The organism is Fodinicurvata halophila, assembly GCF_042651425.1.
In the GTDB taxonomy this organism is placed as follows: Bacteria; Pseudomonadota; Alphaproteobacteria; order Kiloniellales; family DSM-21159; genus Fodinicurvata; species Fodinicurvata halophila.
The window spans coordinates 80,956-96,680 of the sequence record NZ_JBHSCW010000003.1 but is presented as its reverse complement, the minus strand read 5'-3'; the positions used below and the strand labels follow the sequence as shown (position 1 = coordinate 96,680).

The window sequence follows — 15,725 nt, the reverse complement described above, 5'->3', positions numbered from 1 at the left end:
ATCCCTGCCTCAGCAGCCGAGTTTTTCGCGCTCGGAGCGCGAACGCTCGAGAATTCGGGAAGGCGCATCACTGTAACGGGCCTCGAGTTCCTCGAAGGTTCCACAGGCGTCTTCTGTCTGTTCGAGATTGGCCAGTGACATGCCCAGCTTCAGCAGGTTGTCCGCCGCCTTGTTGCTGTCCGGATAGTCCTTGTACCCCTCGGCAAAGGTCTGGGCGGCCTCGATATAATCCTGACGCACATAGTGGGTTTCCCCGAGCCAATACTTGGCATTGCCGGCCAACCGATCGTCCGGATGCTCCTGAACGAAGGCCGACAGGGCTGCTTCGGCCTGTTCCCATTTGGCTTCCTGCAGCAGGCCGAAAGCGTAGTTGTACTGCTCCGTCGTACTGCCCGAGGGCAGGTTGCCATCCGCAGACGCGCTCTCGGTTCCGGCCCCGGCCTCACCCTGAGTGTCTTCTTCCTCGTCGGAAGGCAGTGTTCCCAGGCTCCTCGGTTCCGACTGATCATTGGCCTCCGCGCCAGCACCACCGGTCTCGTCGAAGTCCTCAAGGGTTTCCTCGCCGTCATCCTGACCTGTATTGGCCGCAACCTCTGCCGACCCCGAATCCTGCGCAGCTGCCTGGTCGTCCTCCAACTGCTCGATGCGACGATTGGCCTGGCGCAGCTGATGTTCCAGGGTTTCCACACGCCCGGTCAGTTCACGCAGGACCTGTTCGAACTCGTCCAGGCGCTCGCTGTAGACCCTCAGGTGCGACTGGTCGGAGGACTCCTGTGCGACAGCAGGTCCGGCAAGGCTCATTGCGGCCGCAAGAAGCCCCCCGAAGAACGCGGCCGTTCCGGCTCGCCGTCGCGGCATACCAAAGATGAGAGAACTCTCGTGTGACGCTGTCATCCCTGCCGTCCATTCTCGTCGGGAGTCTTAATCACCTGTACGGCATTCGTGGCACAAATGAGGCGTTCTGGCCAGTTGGCAAGCAACAGAACTGAATTCGCCACTGGCTGGATAGCAGAATGCCCGAATCCTCGATCCGGGCATTCCTTGCTCTTGCAGCCTGCCGCGCCGTCTTACCGCACGACGAATTCGGCACGCCGGTTGGCCGCCCAAGCCTGCTCATTCGAGCCGAGTTCGGCCGGGCGCTCCTTGCCGTAGGAGATCGTTCGCAGACGGGATTCCGGAACCCCGAGTGAAATCAGCATCTCCTCCACAGCGTTGGCACGCCGTTCGCCAAGCGCGAGGTTGTATTCACGCGTACCGCGTTCGTCGGCGTGTCCTTCAATGCTCAACTGAACATTGTCGTAACGCTGCAGCCATTCGGCCAGCAGTTCGACGGTCCGCCGCTGGTCCTGGCGAATGCTGCTGCTATCGAAGTCGAAGAAGACGCGATCACCGATCCGCTGCTCCAGATCCTCCTGTGTGCCTGGATCGGCAGATCCCAGATTCTCCTGACTCAGACTGGAGTCCGCGCCCGTTCCATTGCTGGCTGACGCATCGCTGCTGGCCGAGTCGGATTCGCTGGGTGTGGATTGACACCCTGCCAGCAGCAGAGCCGCGGCAAAGCCAAGTATTGCTAAACGCATTGCAGGTCCCCTTAAGAGCTACCCTGACTGGTTGTCAGGAAGATACATCACATGATGCGACTGCTCGCCGCGCCTGATCGCAGAAACCCCGTACATCGGCCGAATCGAGAGGCTTGAGCATACGGAGCGCATGCCCCGGGATCAAGGGGTTCCGGGTTGTGTCAAAAGTGGTGACCAGGCCGGATCGGATGCATCCATTGGTGTGGGTAATACGCGTTCGTTGAAGCCTGTGACATCCACGCTGACCAGCTCGCTGCTGACCCGTCCGCTGCTGTCCGCCGGTTCCTGTCGGAAGAAGGCGAGAACCCGACCGTTAGGCGCCCAGGTCGGCCCCTCCACCAGGAATCCCTGGCTGATCATGCGCTCGCCGCTGCCGTCTGGTTTCATGACACCGACGTAGAAGTTCCCCTGGCTCATGCGCGTGAAGGCGATCAGGTCGCCACGGGGCGACCAGACAGGCGTTGCATAGCGCCCGTCACCGAAACTGATTCGCTGCACGTTGGAGCCATCGGCGTTCATGACATAGAGCTGCTGCTGGCCGCTCCTGTCCGAATTGAAGACGATCCTGTCACCATCCGGGGAATAGGAGGGCGAGGTATCGATGGACGGATGGTCGGTCAGACGCTCCATGTCCCGCGTCCGAAGGTCCATGGTGTAGATATCGGAGTTTCCATCTTCGGCCATGGAAAGGATGACCTTGTTCCCATCCGGAGAGAAGCGCGGCGAAAAGGTCATGCCCGGAAATTCCCCCAGCACCTCCTGCTGACCGGTATTGAGATTGAGCAGATGGACCCGTGGCGCACCACCGGCATAGGACATGAAGGTGATTTCCTGCGATGTCGGCGAGAAGCGCGGTGTCAGGACCAGGCTGCTGCCGTCCGTCAGGAAGCGGTGATTGGCTCCGTCCTGGTCCATGATGGCCAGGCGCTTGACCCGGCGGTCCTGCGGCCCGCTTTCGGCCACATACACGATGCGGGTATCGAAATAGCCACTCTCCCCCGTCAAGCGCTCATAGATCTCGTCGGAAATGATGTGGGCGATGCGTCGCCAGTTATCCGGCGCCGTCGTATAGGCCAGCCCCTGCATCTGTTCCTCGGCCAAGACGTCCCAGAGTCGAAACTCGACACGCATGCGCCCGTCGTTCTGCATATCCACCTTGCCACTAACCAGGGCCTCGGCGTCGATCATTCGCCAGTCCGCAAAGCGCGGCCCGGCATCGAGTGCCGCCGGATCCTGGATGAAGGCACGCTGGTCAATGGGGGCGAACAGACCCGAACCTTCCAGGTTGTCGTTTATCACCTGGGCGATATCCGATCCGACCTCGCTGCCCTCGTTGCCATCGGCATAAAAGTCCGAGATCGCGATGGGAAGCGGCTCGACAAAGCCCTTGGTGATGTCGACGGTCAGCTGTGCCTGCACATGGGACGGTGCTGTGCTCCATAAGGCCAGAGCCAGGACCAGCAAGCCGGGCAAGCCGAGAATCCGTTTCATCGTCTGCATCAGAACATCTCCCGGGGATTGAAGTTCAGGATTATATCGCGCCAAAGCGCATAGTCTTCGGAAGGCAAGTCGAAAGGCTGGCATTCAAGAACCGCTCGTCGCGCATTCTCTGCCGCCGCCCGATAGTATTGGTCCCTGTTCATGCGCGCGGTGTCTTGAATCTCCGGTGGCTGTCGCAGGCTGCCGTCGGGCGCCAACTGAACACGTATGGGAACCACCAGCTCCTCGGCACGCCGGGCACCGGCGTCAATTCGCCAGCAACTCGCCACCTGTGCCTGAATAGCCTGAGCCAACTGCTGTGCCTTGCGCCGTTCGTCCAGGGAACTGGGCTCTTCAGGAGTTTCCTCCTCGGAACCCGAAGTTTCCTGCTGACGGTTTTGCGAATCCATTTCCTCGACATTGCGCAGGATCGAGGACAAGCGATCTTCCTGAGGTTCGGCCGGCTCTTCTTCTGCGGATTCAGATTCAGGCTCGGTCTCTGGCTCCGGCTGTGGCTCTGGTTCCGGGTCAGGTTCGGGTTCCGGGGTCTGCTCCTGGGCAACCTGCTCTTCTTCAGGCTCCGAATCCTCGACCACGTCCTCCGGCTCCTCCTCCGGACGGGCGCGCGGCGTCGGAGGCGTAACCTCGCTCAGGCGATCCTCGGTCTCTTCCTCAACCGCCTCTGCCGTTTCCAAGGCGTCTTCAGCCGTCTCGGCCTCGGTCGTCTCCGGCTCGGTTTCCGCCTGGGTTTCCGTCTCCACTTCGCTCTCGCGTTGCGGTTCCGGCTCCGGGGCGCTTTCCGCAACTTCGCTGCCCTGGGAACTTTCCGCCGGCTCCGGCTCGGGGATGGCCTCTGCCGCAGTTTCGCTCTCCGGCGGCTCACTCTCGCTCACTGACGGAGGCTCCGGCGCCTGAATCGCTTGGGAATCAGGCAAAGCTTCCTGCACCGGTTCCGCTTCCGGCGCATCCTCAAGCGTTTCCTCCTGTGGCGTTTCCTCGGCATCCTCCACGGTGGTCTCGGCAATTTCCTGCGAGGTCAGGTCGTCCTCGCTGACCATCTCCACGGGCACGATCGTCACCGGCTCCGGCTTGGAATGAAGGAACGGCAGGCCGAATACAGCCAGCAGGACAAGCCCGGCGTGCAGGCCGAGAGAAATCGTGAGGGCACGCCGTTTCGTCTTGCTGTCATCCCAGCTCCCGCTTGAAGGGCCAGCCTCGGTCATGGCGGCGTCAGCACTCCTGTCATTCCTCCGTGCGCGATGGCTGCTCAACGATCAGAGACACGCGCGAAAAGCCGGCCGTATTGATCCGCCCCATGACCTGCATGACCTGGCCGTAGGAGACGTTCTCGTCGCCGCGGACATGAATCCGACTTTCGAAGTCATCGCCGGTAATGGCTGTCAGGCGGGGCACCAGGGCCTCCAGTGCGACCTCGGTCTCCTGGATGTAGACTTGGCCTTCCCCTGTAACCGAAATCTCCAGCGGCTCGCCCGGATCGTTGAGCTGGCGCGCGGAAACCTCCGGCAGGTTGATGGGCACGCCCACCGTCAACAACGGCGCCGTCACCATGAAAACGATCAGCAGCACCAGCATGACGTCCACGAAGGGGGTCACGTTGATCTCGCTCATCGGCTGCCAGCGGCGCCGCCGGAAACCGCCATGCACTTCGCCGCGTCGACTCATGATTGGTCCCCCGGCCATGGCTAGCGTGTCTCCTCGAGCTGGCGGGACAGGATGGCACTGAATTCACCGGCGAAGGCTTCCAGTCTCTGTCCGTAGCGACCGATGTCGTTGTTCAGCTTGTTGAATCCGATGGTGGCGGGAATCGCGGCCACCAGCCCCAGGGCCGTCGCGAACAAGGCTTCCGCGATACCCGGGGCCACCACGGCAAGGCTGGTGTTCGCTGTTCCGGCAATGGCGGTGAAGGCGTTCATGATGCCCCAGACCGTCCCGAACAGGCCGATGAATGGGGCCGAGGACCCGACTGACGCCAGAAAGATCATCTGCTTCTCGATACGGTCCATTTCGCGGCCAATGGTGATTCCCATGGCACGCTCCATGCGTTCCTTGAGCGCACTTGTGCGCTCCTGCGCGAGCTGTCCGCCGCGTTGGGTAAACCGGCGCCACTCCCCCATCGCCGAGGCGAAGACCGATTCGTAGGGGTTGTCGGGATCCTCCCCCACTTCGTCATAAAGACGGTCGAGGGACCGTCCGGACCAGAATTCATCCTCGAAGGCCTCGGCGTCCGCCTTCAGGCGACGCAACTTGATCAGCTTCTCGATGATGATGGCCCAGCTCCAGATCGAAGCCGAAACAAGAACCAGCATGACCAGCTTCACGACGATGTCGGCCTGCAGGAACAGGCCCCAAACACTAAGGTCACCAGAGGCCGATCCGGCCAGGACGGCTGCGTCGACCGCTTCATTCTCCATGAGGATGTACTCCGAATTTCATCGATTGCAGCTAGGATTGTGAATACGGCATGAGTATGTCGCGGATGAAGCCCGAAAGGCGCCGCGCACGTGTGGTTTCCGAGTCGAGCGAGACCACCTGAACCATCATGGACACAAGCCTTGTCTCGCCGCGCAGAATCTCCTGCCCCATTTCCAGGCGGGCGCCGCCCAGATGGACGATCCGCGTACGCACGTCCAGAAGATCATCGAGGCGCGCAGGCAACTCATAGTCCACCTCGACCCTACGCACCGCAAACATGAGGCCGTTCTCATCGCGCAGCTGCTGTTGGCCCAACTCCAGTGCTCGCAGGAACTCCGTTCGGCCCCGTTCGGCAAAACGCAGGTAGTTCGCATAATAAACGATGCCTCCAGCATCGGTGTCCTCGTAATACACCCGAACAGGACAGACGTGAACGCCGCCCTCGAACCAGCCCGCGAGCCGGCCGGATCGTTCGGAAGCCAGCCCGGTCAACTGTTCTCCTCCTCCTGCTCGGCGGACGGCAGCAGGTCCAGTTGTGCCACCAGGGTTGCCGGCGGCTCCAACCCCAGGTGCCCGAACCCACCGGGCGTGAGTAGGCGTCCTCGCGGTGTTCGTTGCAAAAAACCTTGCTGTAACAAATAGGGTTCGATCACGTCCTCGATCACGTCCCGTTGCTCCGAAAGCGCAGCCGCCAGCGTTTCGGCCCCCACAGGACCGCCACCATAGTGCTCCGCAATGCACTGCAGGTAACGGCGATCCATGGCATCCAGCCCACGGGCATCGACTTCCAAGCGCTGCAGAGCCGAATCAGCCGCTTTCGCGTCGACGGTCGAATTGCCGTCCACGGCCGCAAAGTCCCGCACCCGCCGCAACAGCCGTCCGGCCACACGCGGCGTACCGCGGCTGCGACGAGCAATCTCGGCGGCACCGTCGGATGTCAGGGAAAAATCCAGAACCCGAGCCCCACGCCGGACGATCTCCTCAAGCTCATCGGGCTGGTAGAACTGCAGGCGCTGGGGAATGCCGAAACGCTCGCGCAGAGGTCGGGTGATCAGGCCGCTTCGGGTGGTTGCTCCAACCAGGGTAAAGGGCGGCAGATCGATTCGTACGGAGCGCGCCGCCGGGCCCTCGCCGATAATGATATCGAGCTGGAAATCCTCCATGGCAGGATAGAGAATCTCTTCCACGGCCGGGCTCAGACGGTGAATTTCGTCGATGAACAGCACGTCGCGCGGCTGCAGATTTGTCAGGATAGCCGCCAGGTCGCCCGCCTTGGCGATAACGGGGCCTGACGTCGCGCGGAATCCGACGCCCAGTTCGCGCGCCACGATCTGGGCCAGTGTGGTCTTGCCCAGCCCCGGCGGACCATAGAAGAGGACATGGTCCAGATGCTCCTCGCGTGCCCTGGCCGCCTCTATGAAGACCCGCATGTTGGCGCGCAACTGCTGCTGTCCGATGAAGTCATCCAGGGCCAGGGGACGCAGGCCGCTGTCTGTCTCCTCCCCTCCCGATTCCGGCGAAACCATGCGCGTCTCGTTCATGAAGACAGCTCCCGCAGTGCTTCACGTATCAGGCGTTCGAGGCTGGCTCCATCGCCCTGTTGGCGTGCCGTCCTGGAAACAGCGGCAAAGGCTTCGGTGCGCCGATATCCCAGGTTGACCAGCGCGGAAACGGCATCCTCGGCCTGTCCGGCAAGCCCAGCATCGCCCGCCGCGGCAACCGGTGCAGCGCCGCCTGCCGCGTGAGCCAGCCCGTCACTCACGGCATACTGTCCCGCCTTCTCCTTCAACTCGCTGATGACACGCGCTGCGAGCTTCGGGCCCACGCCGTTGGCGCGCGTCAGCGCGGCCCGGTCCTGGGCCGCAATCGCCTGGGCGAGAGACAAGGGCGGCAGCACCGAGAGGATGGCCAGGGCCATGCGTGCGCCCACACCCTGCACCCCCGAAAGCAGTCGGAACCAGTCCCGTTCAAGAGCTTCGGCAAAACCATAAAGATGGATGTGGTCTTCGCGGACATGTGTCTCGATCAACAGGCTTGCGACCTCTCCGGCTTGCGGCAAGGCACTCAGGGTCCGCCCCGAGCAGAAGACGATATAGCCCACCCCTCCAACGTCGAGGATCACGTGATCTTCACCCGGCTGGTCTACGAGGCCGGTCAACTTGCCGATCATCAGGCTTTCTCCGCCGCTTTCCGGCTGCCTGCCGCCCATCCCTGCCGTGTGGCGGCATGATGCGCATGACAGATGGCCACCGCCAGCGCATCCGCCGAATCAGCGGAATGCGGGGTACAGCCCGGCAGCAGGCGCCCGATCATCATGGTCACCTGCTCCTTCTTGGCATGGCCCGTTCCCACGACGGATTTCTTCACGATCATCGGCAGGTACTGGGCCACCTCCAGCCCGGCGATTGCCGGAACCATCAGCGCAACCCCCCGCGCCATCCCGAGCTTGAGCGTCGAATCGGGATTGCGGTTGGCCAGCGTCTCCTCCACCGCGGCTGACTGGGGGCAATGAAGGGCCAACACCTCTTCCAGGCCATTCTTGAGCTGGACCAGCCGTTCGGGCAAGCCAAGACGGTCATCGCTGCGCAACGTTCCGTTCGCAACATGCATCAGCCGACTGCCTTCGGCATCGATGATGCCCCATCCCATGTGGCGCAGACCCGGATCCAGGCCGATCACACGCATGATCGCCCTCTTTCCTGCCGGTCAGCGGCAACCCTACAGAGAAACCCCCTTTCCAAGTACAGACTCCTCAGGCCGTCAGACGGGCCAGCACCTCGTCGGAAACCTCGAAATTGGTCGAGACTTCCCGCACATCGTCATTATCCTCAAGCACCTCGATCAACTTGAACAGCGTTGAGGCCTGGTCCTCATCGATCGGCGTGGTGTTCATGGGCCGCCATGCCAGGCGGGCTTCACGCGCATCCCCGTACATTTCGGTAAGATGATCGCGGACATCGGAAAAGTCGTCTGGCGCACAGACGATGGTATGGCTTTCCTCGTCGCTTTGCACGTCCTGGGCGCCGGCTTCGGCGGCCGCCTCGAAGATGTCCTCATAGGCCGCCGTTTCGGTCGGATAGACGATCTGTCCGACACGCTCGAACTGGAAGGCAACCGAATTGGTTTCGCCCATCGAACCGCCATGCTTGGAGAATGCAGCACGAACTTCGGACGCGGTCCGGTTGCGGTTGTCGGTCAAGGCCTCGACGATCATCGCAACGCCGCCAGGACCGTATCCTTCGTAGCGCATTTCCTCGTAGTTGACGTCCTCGCCTTCGCCCGTCGCCTTCTTGATGGCCCGTTCGATGTTGTCCTTGGGCATGTTGGCGGCGCGCGCATCCTGGATAGCACCGCGCAGGCGGGGGTTCATTGCCGGATCCGGCAAGCCCGACTTGGCAGCAACGATGATTTCCCGTGTCAGCTTGGCGAATTCCTTGGCACGCTTTTTATCCTGCGCGCCCTTGCGGTGCATGATGTTCTTGAATTGGCTATGGCCAGCCATGGCACTCCAACCTCGTGTTCTTGCAATACTCTAATACCGTGACGTGCGACCATGCCGGCACACCGGTGTTCTCTGTCAGACCTGAGCAGTTGATACCCAGATCATGCTTATCGGACGAGAACACGCTCAACTATATTCACACAGTCGCATTAACTCACTTTTAATGACCGATACATACTCTTTAAGATCCGTGTTTAACAGAACGTCCCCGAGCCGCGAAGCGGAGTTTGACAATGGGCCTGCCCGAAAAGTTGTTGGAAGAATTGCGCGCCCCGGTAAGCGAAGGCTCCGAAAGCCTTTCACGTGCCGTGGACTCGGTGGAAGGATTTGCGCAGACCCAATGTCTCGAGAGTCTCGACCGGCTGCTGGCCTTCTCCGATAATTTCGAAGGCGCCGAGGCGATCCACAGCGATGCCGCCCTCAGCGAGAGCAGTCGCATCACGGAAATGACCACCGTCCTCAACGAGGAAGTGGCACGCTTCCTCTCCCTGCACCCCGCACCGGACAACTGATCCCCGGCCCTGAAAAGCGGCTCCCGGACTTCAGGGTGCGGCGGGCTTGAGGCGTGCGCCCATCCGGATCGGCTCGATGCGCTTCGCCAGGCCGGTTGCGTCATCGGTTTCCACGAAGACCGCACAGAGATCCGCCGGGCCGTGCGCCACACTCAGCCGCTCGGTCGGCAGCTTCCTGGAAAAACGGGCAATCGGCGCGTCCTTGTTCATGCCAATCACGGAATTGTAGTCGCCGCACATACCGGCATCTGTCTGATAGGCCGTTCCCCCCGGCAGGATCTGCGCATCGGCCGTTGGCACGTGCGTATGCGTTCCCACCGCCAATGAGACCCTGCCGTCGACGAAATGCCCCATGGCCATCTTCTCACTGCTGGCCTCGGCATGAACGTCCAGGATGAAGGCATCCACATTGCCCTTGAGACGATAGCGCTCCAATTCGCGCGTGACTGTGGCAAAGGGGTCGTCCAGCGGATCCATGAACAGCCGGCCCATGACGTTCATCACTGCCACCTTCTGGCCCTTGAGAGTGCTGTATACCCCTATTCCCCGGCCAGGCGTTCCCGACGGATAGTTCGCCGGACGCAACAGACGGGGCTCGCGATTGATGTATTCGAGGCACTCGCTCTTGTCCCAACTGTGGTTGCCGCCTGTCAGCACATCCGCCCCGAGTTCGAAGAGCTCGGCACAGATCTTCTCCGTCATGCCAAAACCGCCGGCGGCGTTCTCGGCATTGATGACCACGAAGTCCAGGTTCATGTCCCGGCGCAGGCGCGGCAGTTCAGCATGAACGATCTCGCGGCCAGAGCGGCCGACGATGTCTCCACAAAAGAGCAGTTTCACAAAATGGCCTTTTGAAACGAATTCGGTCAGAAGGTTCGGACATCCTGCTCGGTCACGACCAGGTCCAGCTTCTCATCATGCATGTCGCGAGGCAGAAGGTCCACGTACTGGTCGGCAAAGGCAAGTCCGACGGCAAGGGCACCCTGATCGCCACGCAGCTTTTCAAGCGTGCGATCATAGAAACCACCGCCATAGCCCAGACGATAGCCTTCGCTATCGAAGGCCAGCAACGGCACGAGGAGGATATCGGGCACCTCTTCCTGCGCCATCGAATCGGGAACGGATGTGCCGAAAGCTTCCGTAACCAGTGTCTCCCCCGGCCGCCAGCGTCGGAATACGAGCGGTTGATCCGGGCCCGTCACGACGGGCAGGCATAGCCCCACGCCTCTGGCATGCAGTGCCTCCATTGCTGGCCGCGGGTCGATTTCCTCGCGCATCGGCCAATAGGCAGAGATCATGCGGGCGTCGGCGAGCTCGTCGCGGTGCAGCAGGTTGTCGGCCAGCCGCAAGGCGGCATCCGGTCCTGCTCGCCGGCTTGCCCGACTGCGCCGGGCCGCGGCATTGCGCCGCAGGTCATGCTTGCCTTCTTCCGAGGTGTCGAAAGCGCTCAAGAAGCTCTCCAGGCCGGGCGTGTCGAGGGCCGCGGGGCTGTTCGGTGCGGGGACGATAAAGGGGTGTGCCGCGTGAGCCGTTGGTTACTGATCATCCTCTGTGGCCTGTCGTCGACAGGTGGGTGCCGTAGTACCGAGACCACGATCCCGGCAGGGACAGCTCCCTAGAGGTGATTATTGGCCCCAGGGATCGAAGAACCTGACGCACTCCGCAGCACGCTCCCCCAGCAAAGACAAAAGCTTTGCTGTCTTCTGTATCTAGACGTCCCTGTGTCGCGCGACAAGGGTTTCGATATGATCCGCCATCGCTGTCAGCAATTCGGTCTGCGAAGCTTGATCCGAAGCACCGGCCGCGTCCGGCTCGCTCGTACGGCTTTCTGTTTCCCCGGCAGCCCGCAATCCACGCAGCTCATCAACCAGCAACAGTGCGGTCAGGAGCAGCAGGCGCGCCTCACCAGGCTGTCCGACACCGCGCACCAGTTGCTGGACACGCCCGTCGAGTTCCGCCGCCAGGTCGCGCAGTTGTTCCTCCTGCCCATCATCGCAGGTCACATCGTAGCTGCGGCCGTTCACCGTCAGTGTCACCTGTGCCATCAGCCCTTGTCCTCCAGGGTTTCCTGCAAGCGCCGGGTCACAGTGTCCACCTTCTCCGAGGCCTGTTCCAACCTTTGCTTGAGATCCTTGTTCTCCGTCTCCGCAATTTCCAGAGCCTTGTTCAACTCCGTGATCCTGGCAGTCTTTTCCTCGATCAGTTTCTCAAGGGTATCCAGGGCCCTTTCGAGACGTAGGGCCGCGTCATCGACCGTTGCACTGTCCTGCGTTTCTTCCGAGGAGGTAGGGCTGTCGTTGGAGGGCATGACACCTGCCATTATACTCTGTGTTGAAGATTACTGAATTTAGGCTTGGCCGACCTTTCGGGTCAACAAGACCGCGCGCCCCATTCCGGAAAGCGGTGGTATTCCACCGGCCTGCCATTCCTGTTTTCATGACACTTCAAAAACGGCAGCTTGTCGGTTGACCCTTCCCTGTGCCGGCGGCATTGTGCGTTGCATCAAGAGCATTCGGGCGGCTGTCGTGTGACGCAATCAGACACATGCGCTTGGAGTGTGTCTGAGCATGTCTCGATAACTCCTTGAAGTTCAAACAAAGACGGAATTCTATGATGAGCGCTGCGCGCGAGAATGAAGCGGCCAAGGCCATGGACGAAGTTGGTCACAAGAACATGGCAAATGCCATTCGTGCCCTGGCCATGGATGCCGTTCAGAAGGCCAAGTCGGGACATCCGGGCATGCCAATGGGGATGGCGGATGTCGCAACGGTTCTCTTCACTCGTTACTTGAAGTTCGATCCCACGCGCCCGAACTGGCCTGACCGCGACCGCTTCGTCCTCTCCGCCGGTCACGGCTCCATGCTGCTCTATTCGCTGCTATACCTGACCGGATACGAGGACATGACGCTGGATGAGCTGAAGAACTTCCGCCAGCTCAATGCGCGCACCGCAGGGCATCCCGAGTACGGCCATGCCTCCGGTATCGAGACGACCACGGGCCCACTGGGCCAGGGGTTGGGCAACGCCGTCGGCATGGCATTGGCCGAACGCCTTCTGGCCAGCAAGTTCGGCGAAGAGCTCATCGACCACCATACCTACGTCATCGCCGGTGACGGCTGCCTCATGGAAGGCATCAGCCACGAAGCCGGCTCGCTGGCCGGCCACCTGAAGCTCTCGCGCCTGATCGTCCTGTTCGATGACAACGGTATATCCATTGACGGCCCGACCGACCTTTCCTGTTCGGACGACCATCTGAAACGTTTCGAAGCCTATGGCTGGCATTGTCAACGCGTGGACGGCCACGACCCCGAGGCCGTGGCGGCCGCCATCGATGCTGCCCGGAAGAGCGATGCCCCCTCCCTGATCGCCTGCAAGACAGTCATCGGTTTCGGTGCGCCCAACAAGGAAGGCACCGCGGCCACCCATGGCTCCCCCTTGGGCGACGAGGAAGTCAGTGCGGCGCGTGAGAAGCTCGGCTGGGCGCACGGTCCCTTCGAAGTTCCCGAGGATATCCTGAAGGCCTGGCGTGCCGTGGGGCAACGCGGCAGCGCCACCTCGCGTGCTTGGGACGAGCGTCTCACCAGGACCGATGCGGAACTGCGCCAGGACTTCGAGCGCCGCATGGCCGGCGATCTGCCCGAGGGGCTCGACAAGCTGATCGCCGACTTCAAGAAAAACGTCATTGCCGAGCAGCCCAAGCTGGCGACGCGGGCGTCCTCGAACCAGGTGCTGGATGCCTTTGCGGAAATGATGCCGGAACTGCTCGGGGGCTCCGCCGATCTGACCGGCTCCAACAACACCAAGGCCAAGACACAGCAGCCCGTCACCGCTCCGGATTACGCGGGCAGTTATGTCTATTATGGTGTCCGAGAGCACGGCATGGCCGCCGCCATGAACGGAATTGCCCTGCACGGCGGCCTTGTCCCCTATGGCGGGACTTTCCTGGTTTTCACCGACTACTGTCGTCCCTCCATCCGCCTGGCGGCCCTCATGAAGCAGCGGGTCGTCTATGTCATGACTCACGATTCCATCGGCCTGGGCGAAGACGGCCCGACCCACCAGCCCATCGAACACCTAGCTTCGCTGCGGGCCATGCCGAACCTGAAGGTCTTCCGGCCGGCAGACACGGTCGAAACGGTGGAATGCTGGGAAATGGCCCTGCGCTCCGTGTATGGGCCCTCCATTCTGGCCCTCAGCCGGCAGGGGGTGCCCACGGTACGCAAGGAGGGCACCGACAACTGGTCCGCGCTCGGGGCCTATATCCTCTCGCCCGCCCAGGGCGACCGTCAGGCGACCCTCATCGCCAGCGGCTCGGAAGTTCATCTCGCCGTCGAGGCGCAGAAGCAGCTGCAGGAACTCGGCATTTCCACCGCCGTCGTCTCCATACCCTGCTGGGAGTTGTTCCTGGAGCAGCCGCCGCACTACCGTGATGAAGTTATGGGGCCGGGCTCGCTGCCCGTCGTAATCGAGGCCGCGTCCTATTATGGCTGGGAACGCTGGGCCGGGCTGGACGGCATCTTTATCGGCATGCGCGGGTTCGGTGCCTCCGCTCCGGCAGGCGATCTTTACAACCACTTCGGCATCACCACCGAAGCCATTGTCTCGGCTGTAAGGAACGGCCTGTGACCCTATATCGTAAATAACAGGACAACCTGGAGGATAGGCGTATGACTCTACGTGTCGGCATCAATGGTTTCGGGCGAATCGGCCGTCTGGTTTTGCGAGCAGCCCTGGAGACGGGTCGCAAGGACCTGGAGTTCGTGGCCATCAACGACCTGGGTACAGCAGAGGCGAATGCGCACCTCCTGAAGTACGATTCAGTGCACGGCCGCTTTCCCGGCATGGTCACCGCCAAGGATGATTCCATCGAGATCGATGGACACGAGGTCAAGGTTCTGGCTGAACGCGACCCCGCCAACCTGCCGTGGGGCGATCTCGGCGTCGACGTGGTCCTGGAGTGCACCGGCCTGTTCACCAGCCGTGACAAGGCCGCCGCCCACCTGAAAGGCGGGGCGAAGAAGGTCGTGATCTCGGCCCCCGCGAACGACGCCGACATCACCGTCGTCTACGGCGTCAACGACGACCAGTTGAGTGCGCAGCACGAGGTCATCTCCAATGCCTCCTGCACGACCAACTGCCTGGCGCCCATTGCCTATGTCCTCAACAAGGCGGTGGGCATCGAGCGCGGCTTCATGACCACCATTCATTCCTATACGGGCGACCAGAAGACCGTGGACTCGTTGCACAAGGATATGCACCGGGCCCGGGCGGCCGCCGTGTCCATGATCCCGACATCCACCGGTGCCGCCCGTGCGGTGGGACTGGTCCTGCCGGAACTGAAGGGCAAGCTGGACGGCGTCGCCATTCGCGTGCCCACGCCCAACGTCAGCCTGGTCGATCTGAAATTCGACGCCCCGCGGGACGTGACAGCCGAAGAAGTCAATGACGCCATCAGCAAGGCTGCGGCCGGCGAGCTGAAAGGCATCCTGGAAACCTTCGATGAGCCGCTGGTGTCGGTGGACTTCAATCACACCTCCGCCAGTTCGAGTTTTGACCTGACGGGCACCCAAGTCATCGACAAGCGGTTTGTGCGTGTCATGGCCTGGTATGACAACGAATGGGGCTTCTCCAGCCGCATGAGCGATGTCGCCGTCGCCATGGGCAAACTGCTCTAGCTTCGATGCGCGGCGGACGATCGGCAATGCCGGTCGCCCGCTGCTTGCAGATCGACCTGCCATATGACCGAGCGTGCAGGACACACCGTGGCCGTGGAGGTCGCCTCCCTGGAAACGGCTGTGACTGCCGCTCGGATTTCCGCCGAAACGGAAACGCCACTGCTGCTGGTCTCTTCACCCGATGCCGCCGCCCAAGGAGGCTGCCTCTGGTTTCTCGAAATTCTCAGGCAGGCTAATGCTGAAGTCCCCGCCGCCAGGCTTGCCATGGCCCTCGACTGCGGCGATGCGGCGGGTTTCGCGCTGGAAGCCCTGGACTGCGGGATCACGGGCGTGATCTACCGTGGCGAAGATCCGGTCAGGACAAAGCTGGGCCAGCTCGCAGAGCTCCATGGCGCCAGCTTCCTGACTGAGCGGCCTCGAACGCTTTTCCTCGATGAGCAGCCCGACCCGGAAGCTGCATGCCGGGCCTGGATCAAGATGGAATCTCCCTGAAAACAGAGCTGGTATAAGCAGAGTGTCGGGAATTGCATTCGCGGGATCGCTT

19 protein-coding genes and 1 other RNA gene are annotated in these 15,725 nt (G+C 61.8%); 4 read left to right on the top strand and 16 right to left on the bottom strand.

Annotation, left to right across the window (positions count from 1 at the left end; genetic code table 11):
- Positions 1 to 9: 9 nt before the first annotated feature.
- From ybgF to ACFOW6_RS05215, 11 genes are all read right to left on the bottom strand, one after another.
- Positions 10 to 894 (bottom strand): tol-pal system protein YbgF, encoded by an 885-nt coding sequence (gene ybgF / locus ACFOW6_RS05265; protein WP_382421291.1) that lies wholly within the window; start codon positions 892 to 894, stop codon positions 10 to 12.
- Between the two features lie 173 nt (positions 895 to 1,067).
- Positions 1,068 to 1,580 (bottom strand): peptidoglycan-associated lipoprotein Pal, encoded by a 513-nt coding sequence (gene pal / locus ACFOW6_RS05260; protein WP_382421290.1) that lies wholly within the window; start codon positions 1,578 to 1,580, stop codon positions 1,068 to 1,070.
- Between the two features lie 141 nt (positions 1,581 to 1,721).
- Complete coding sequence (tolB, locus tag ACFOW6_RS05255; protein WP_382421289.1) at positions 1,722 to 3,080, bottom strand: Tol-Pal system beta propeller repeat protein TolB; 1,359 nt, start codon at positions 3,078 to 3,080, stop codon at positions 1,722 to 1,724.
- Complete coding sequence (locus ACFOW6_RS05250) at positions 3,080 to 4,282, bottom strand: cell envelope integrity protein TolA (protein WP_382421288.1); 1,203 nt, start codon at positions 4,280 to 4,282, stop codon at positions 3,080 to 3,082. Before ACFOW6_RS05250 ends, tolB begins: the two co-directional genes overlap by 1 nt.
- A 19-nt stretch (positions 4,283 to 4,301) precedes the next feature.
- Positions 4,302 to 4,742 carry a protein TolR gene (tolR, locus tag ACFOW6_RS05245; protein ID WP_382421287.1) on the bottom strand — a complete coding sequence of 147 codons (441 nt, stop codon included), beginning with the start codon at positions 4,740 to 4,742 and terminating at the stop codon, positions 4,302 to 4,304.
- Between the two features lie 20 nt (positions 4,743 to 4,762).
- A complete protein-coding gene (gene tolQ / locus ACFOW6_RS05240; protein WP_382421286.1) occupies positions 4,763 to 5,491 on the bottom strand; it encodes a protein TolQ in 729 nt (242 codons plus the stop codon).
- A 31-nt stretch (positions 5,492 to 5,522) separates the two neighbouring features.
- Positions 5,523 to 5,984, bottom strand: coding sequence for a tol-pal system-associated acyl-CoA thioesterase (gene ybgC, locus ACFOW6_RS05235; RefSeq protein ID WP_382421285.1), 462 nt, complete (start codon positions 5,982 to 5,984; stop codon positions 5,523 to 5,525).
- On the bottom strand, positions 5,981 to 7,033 hold the full coding sequence (gene ruvB / locus ACFOW6_RS05230; RefSeq protein WP_382421284.1) for a Holliday junction branch migration DNA helicase RuvB: 1,053 nt from the start codon (positions 7,031 to 7,033) through the stop codon (positions 5,981 to 5,983). The genes ybgC and ruvB overlap by 4 nt, the downstream gene beginning before the upstream one ends.
- Entirely contained in the window at positions 7,030 to 7,662 is a 633-nt protein-coding gene (gene ruvA / locus ACFOW6_RS05225; protein ID WP_382421283.1) for a Holliday junction branch migration protein RuvA, read from the bottom strand. Before ruvA ends, ruvB begins: the two co-directional genes overlap by 4 nt.
- The gene (ruvC, locus tag ACFOW6_RS05220; RefSeq protein WP_382421282.1) at positions 7,662 to 8,177 is read right to left on the bottom strand and encodes a crossover junction endodeoxyribonuclease RuvC; all 516 of its coding nucleotides are present in this window, start codon (positions 8,175 to 8,177) and stop codon (positions 7,662 to 7,664) included. Before ruvC ends, ruvA begins: the two co-directional genes overlap by 1 nt.
- A gap of 67 nt (positions 8,178 to 8,244) precedes the next feature.
- Positions 8,245 to 8,994, bottom strand: a complete 750-nt coding sequence (locus ACFOW6_RS05215) for a YebC/PmpR family DNA-binding transcriptional regulator (protein WP_382421281.1) — start codon at positions 8,992 to 8,994, stop codon at positions 8,245 to 8,247.
- A 233-nt stretch (positions 8,995 to 9,227) separates the two neighbouring features.
- On the opposite strand from ACFOW6_RS05215, the gene ACFOW6_RS05210 reads away from it, so the two are divergent.
- The gene (locus tag ACFOW6_RS05210) at positions 9,228 to 9,506 is read left to right on the top strand and encodes a hypothetical protein (RefSeq protein ID WP_382421280.1); all 279 of its coding nucleotides are present in this window, start codon (positions 9,228 to 9,230) and stop codon (positions 9,504 to 9,506) included.
- 30 nt (positions 9,507 to 9,536) lie between these two features.
- Here ACFOW6_RS05210 and ACFOW6_RS05205 read toward each other — a convergent pair whose 3' ends face one another.
- The 5 genes from ACFOW6_RS05205 to ACFOW6_RS05185 all read right to left on the bottom strand — a co-directional run bounded on the left by ACFOW6_RS05205 (position 9,537) and on the right by ACFOW6_RS05185 (position 11,814).
- Positions 9,537 to 10,346 (bottom strand): TIGR00282 family metallophosphoesterase, encoded by an 810-nt coding sequence (locus ACFOW6_RS05205; RefSeq protein ID WP_382421279.1) that lies wholly within the window; start codon positions 10,344 to 10,346, stop codon positions 9,537 to 9,539.
- A gap of 26 nt (positions 10,347 to 10,372) precedes the next feature.
- Positions 10,373 to 10,957 (bottom strand): 5-formyltetrahydrofolate cyclo-ligase, encoded by a 585-nt coding sequence (locus ACFOW6_RS05200; RefSeq protein ID WP_382421278.1) that lies wholly within the window; start codon positions 10,955 to 10,957, stop codon positions 10,373 to 10,375.
- Between the two features lie 61 nt (positions 10,958 to 11,018).
- Positions 11,019 to 11,178, bottom strand: a non-coding RNA gene (gene ssrS, locus ACFOW6_RS05195) — 6S RNA.
- A 37-nt stretch (positions 11,179 to 11,215) separates the two neighbouring features.
- Positions 11,216 to 11,551 (bottom strand): cell division protein ZapA, encoded by a 336-nt coding sequence (locus ACFOW6_RS05190; RefSeq protein WP_382421277.1) that lies wholly within the window; start codon positions 11,549 to 11,551, stop codon positions 11,216 to 11,218.
- Positions 11,551 to 11,814, bottom strand: coding sequence for a hypothetical protein (locus tag ACFOW6_RS05185; RefSeq protein WP_382421276.1), 264 nt, complete (start codon positions 11,812 to 11,814; stop codon positions 11,551 to 11,553). Before ACFOW6_RS05185 ends, ACFOW6_RS05190 begins: the two co-directional genes overlap by 1 nt.
- 305 nt (positions 11,815 to 12,119) lie before the next feature.
- On the opposite strand from ACFOW6_RS05185, the gene tkt reads away from it, so the two are divergent.
- The 3 genes from tkt (at position 12,120) to ACFOW6_RS05170 (ending at position 15,673) form a co-directional block, all read left to right on the top strand.
- The gene (gene tkt, locus ACFOW6_RS05180) at positions 12,120 to 14,132 is read left to right on the top strand and encodes a transketolase (RefSeq protein WP_382422090.1); all 2,013 of its coding nucleotides are present in this window, start codon (positions 12,120 to 12,122) and stop codon (positions 14,130 to 14,132) included.
- A gap of 41 nt (positions 14,133 to 14,173) precedes the next feature.
- Positions 14,174 to 15,181 (top strand): type I glyceraldehyde-3-phosphate dehydrogenase, encoded by a 1,008-nt coding sequence (gene gap, locus ACFOW6_RS05175; RefSeq protein ID WP_382421275.1) that lies wholly within the window; start codon positions 14,174 to 14,176, stop codon positions 15,179 to 15,181.
- A 63-nt stretch (positions 15,182 to 15,244) separates the two neighbouring features.
- Positions 15,245 to 15,673, top strand: coding sequence for a hypothetical protein (locus ACFOW6_RS05170; protein WP_382421274.1), 429 nt, complete (start codon positions 15,245 to 15,247; stop codon positions 15,671 to 15,673).
- Positions 15,674 to 15,725: the final 52 nt, after the last annotated feature.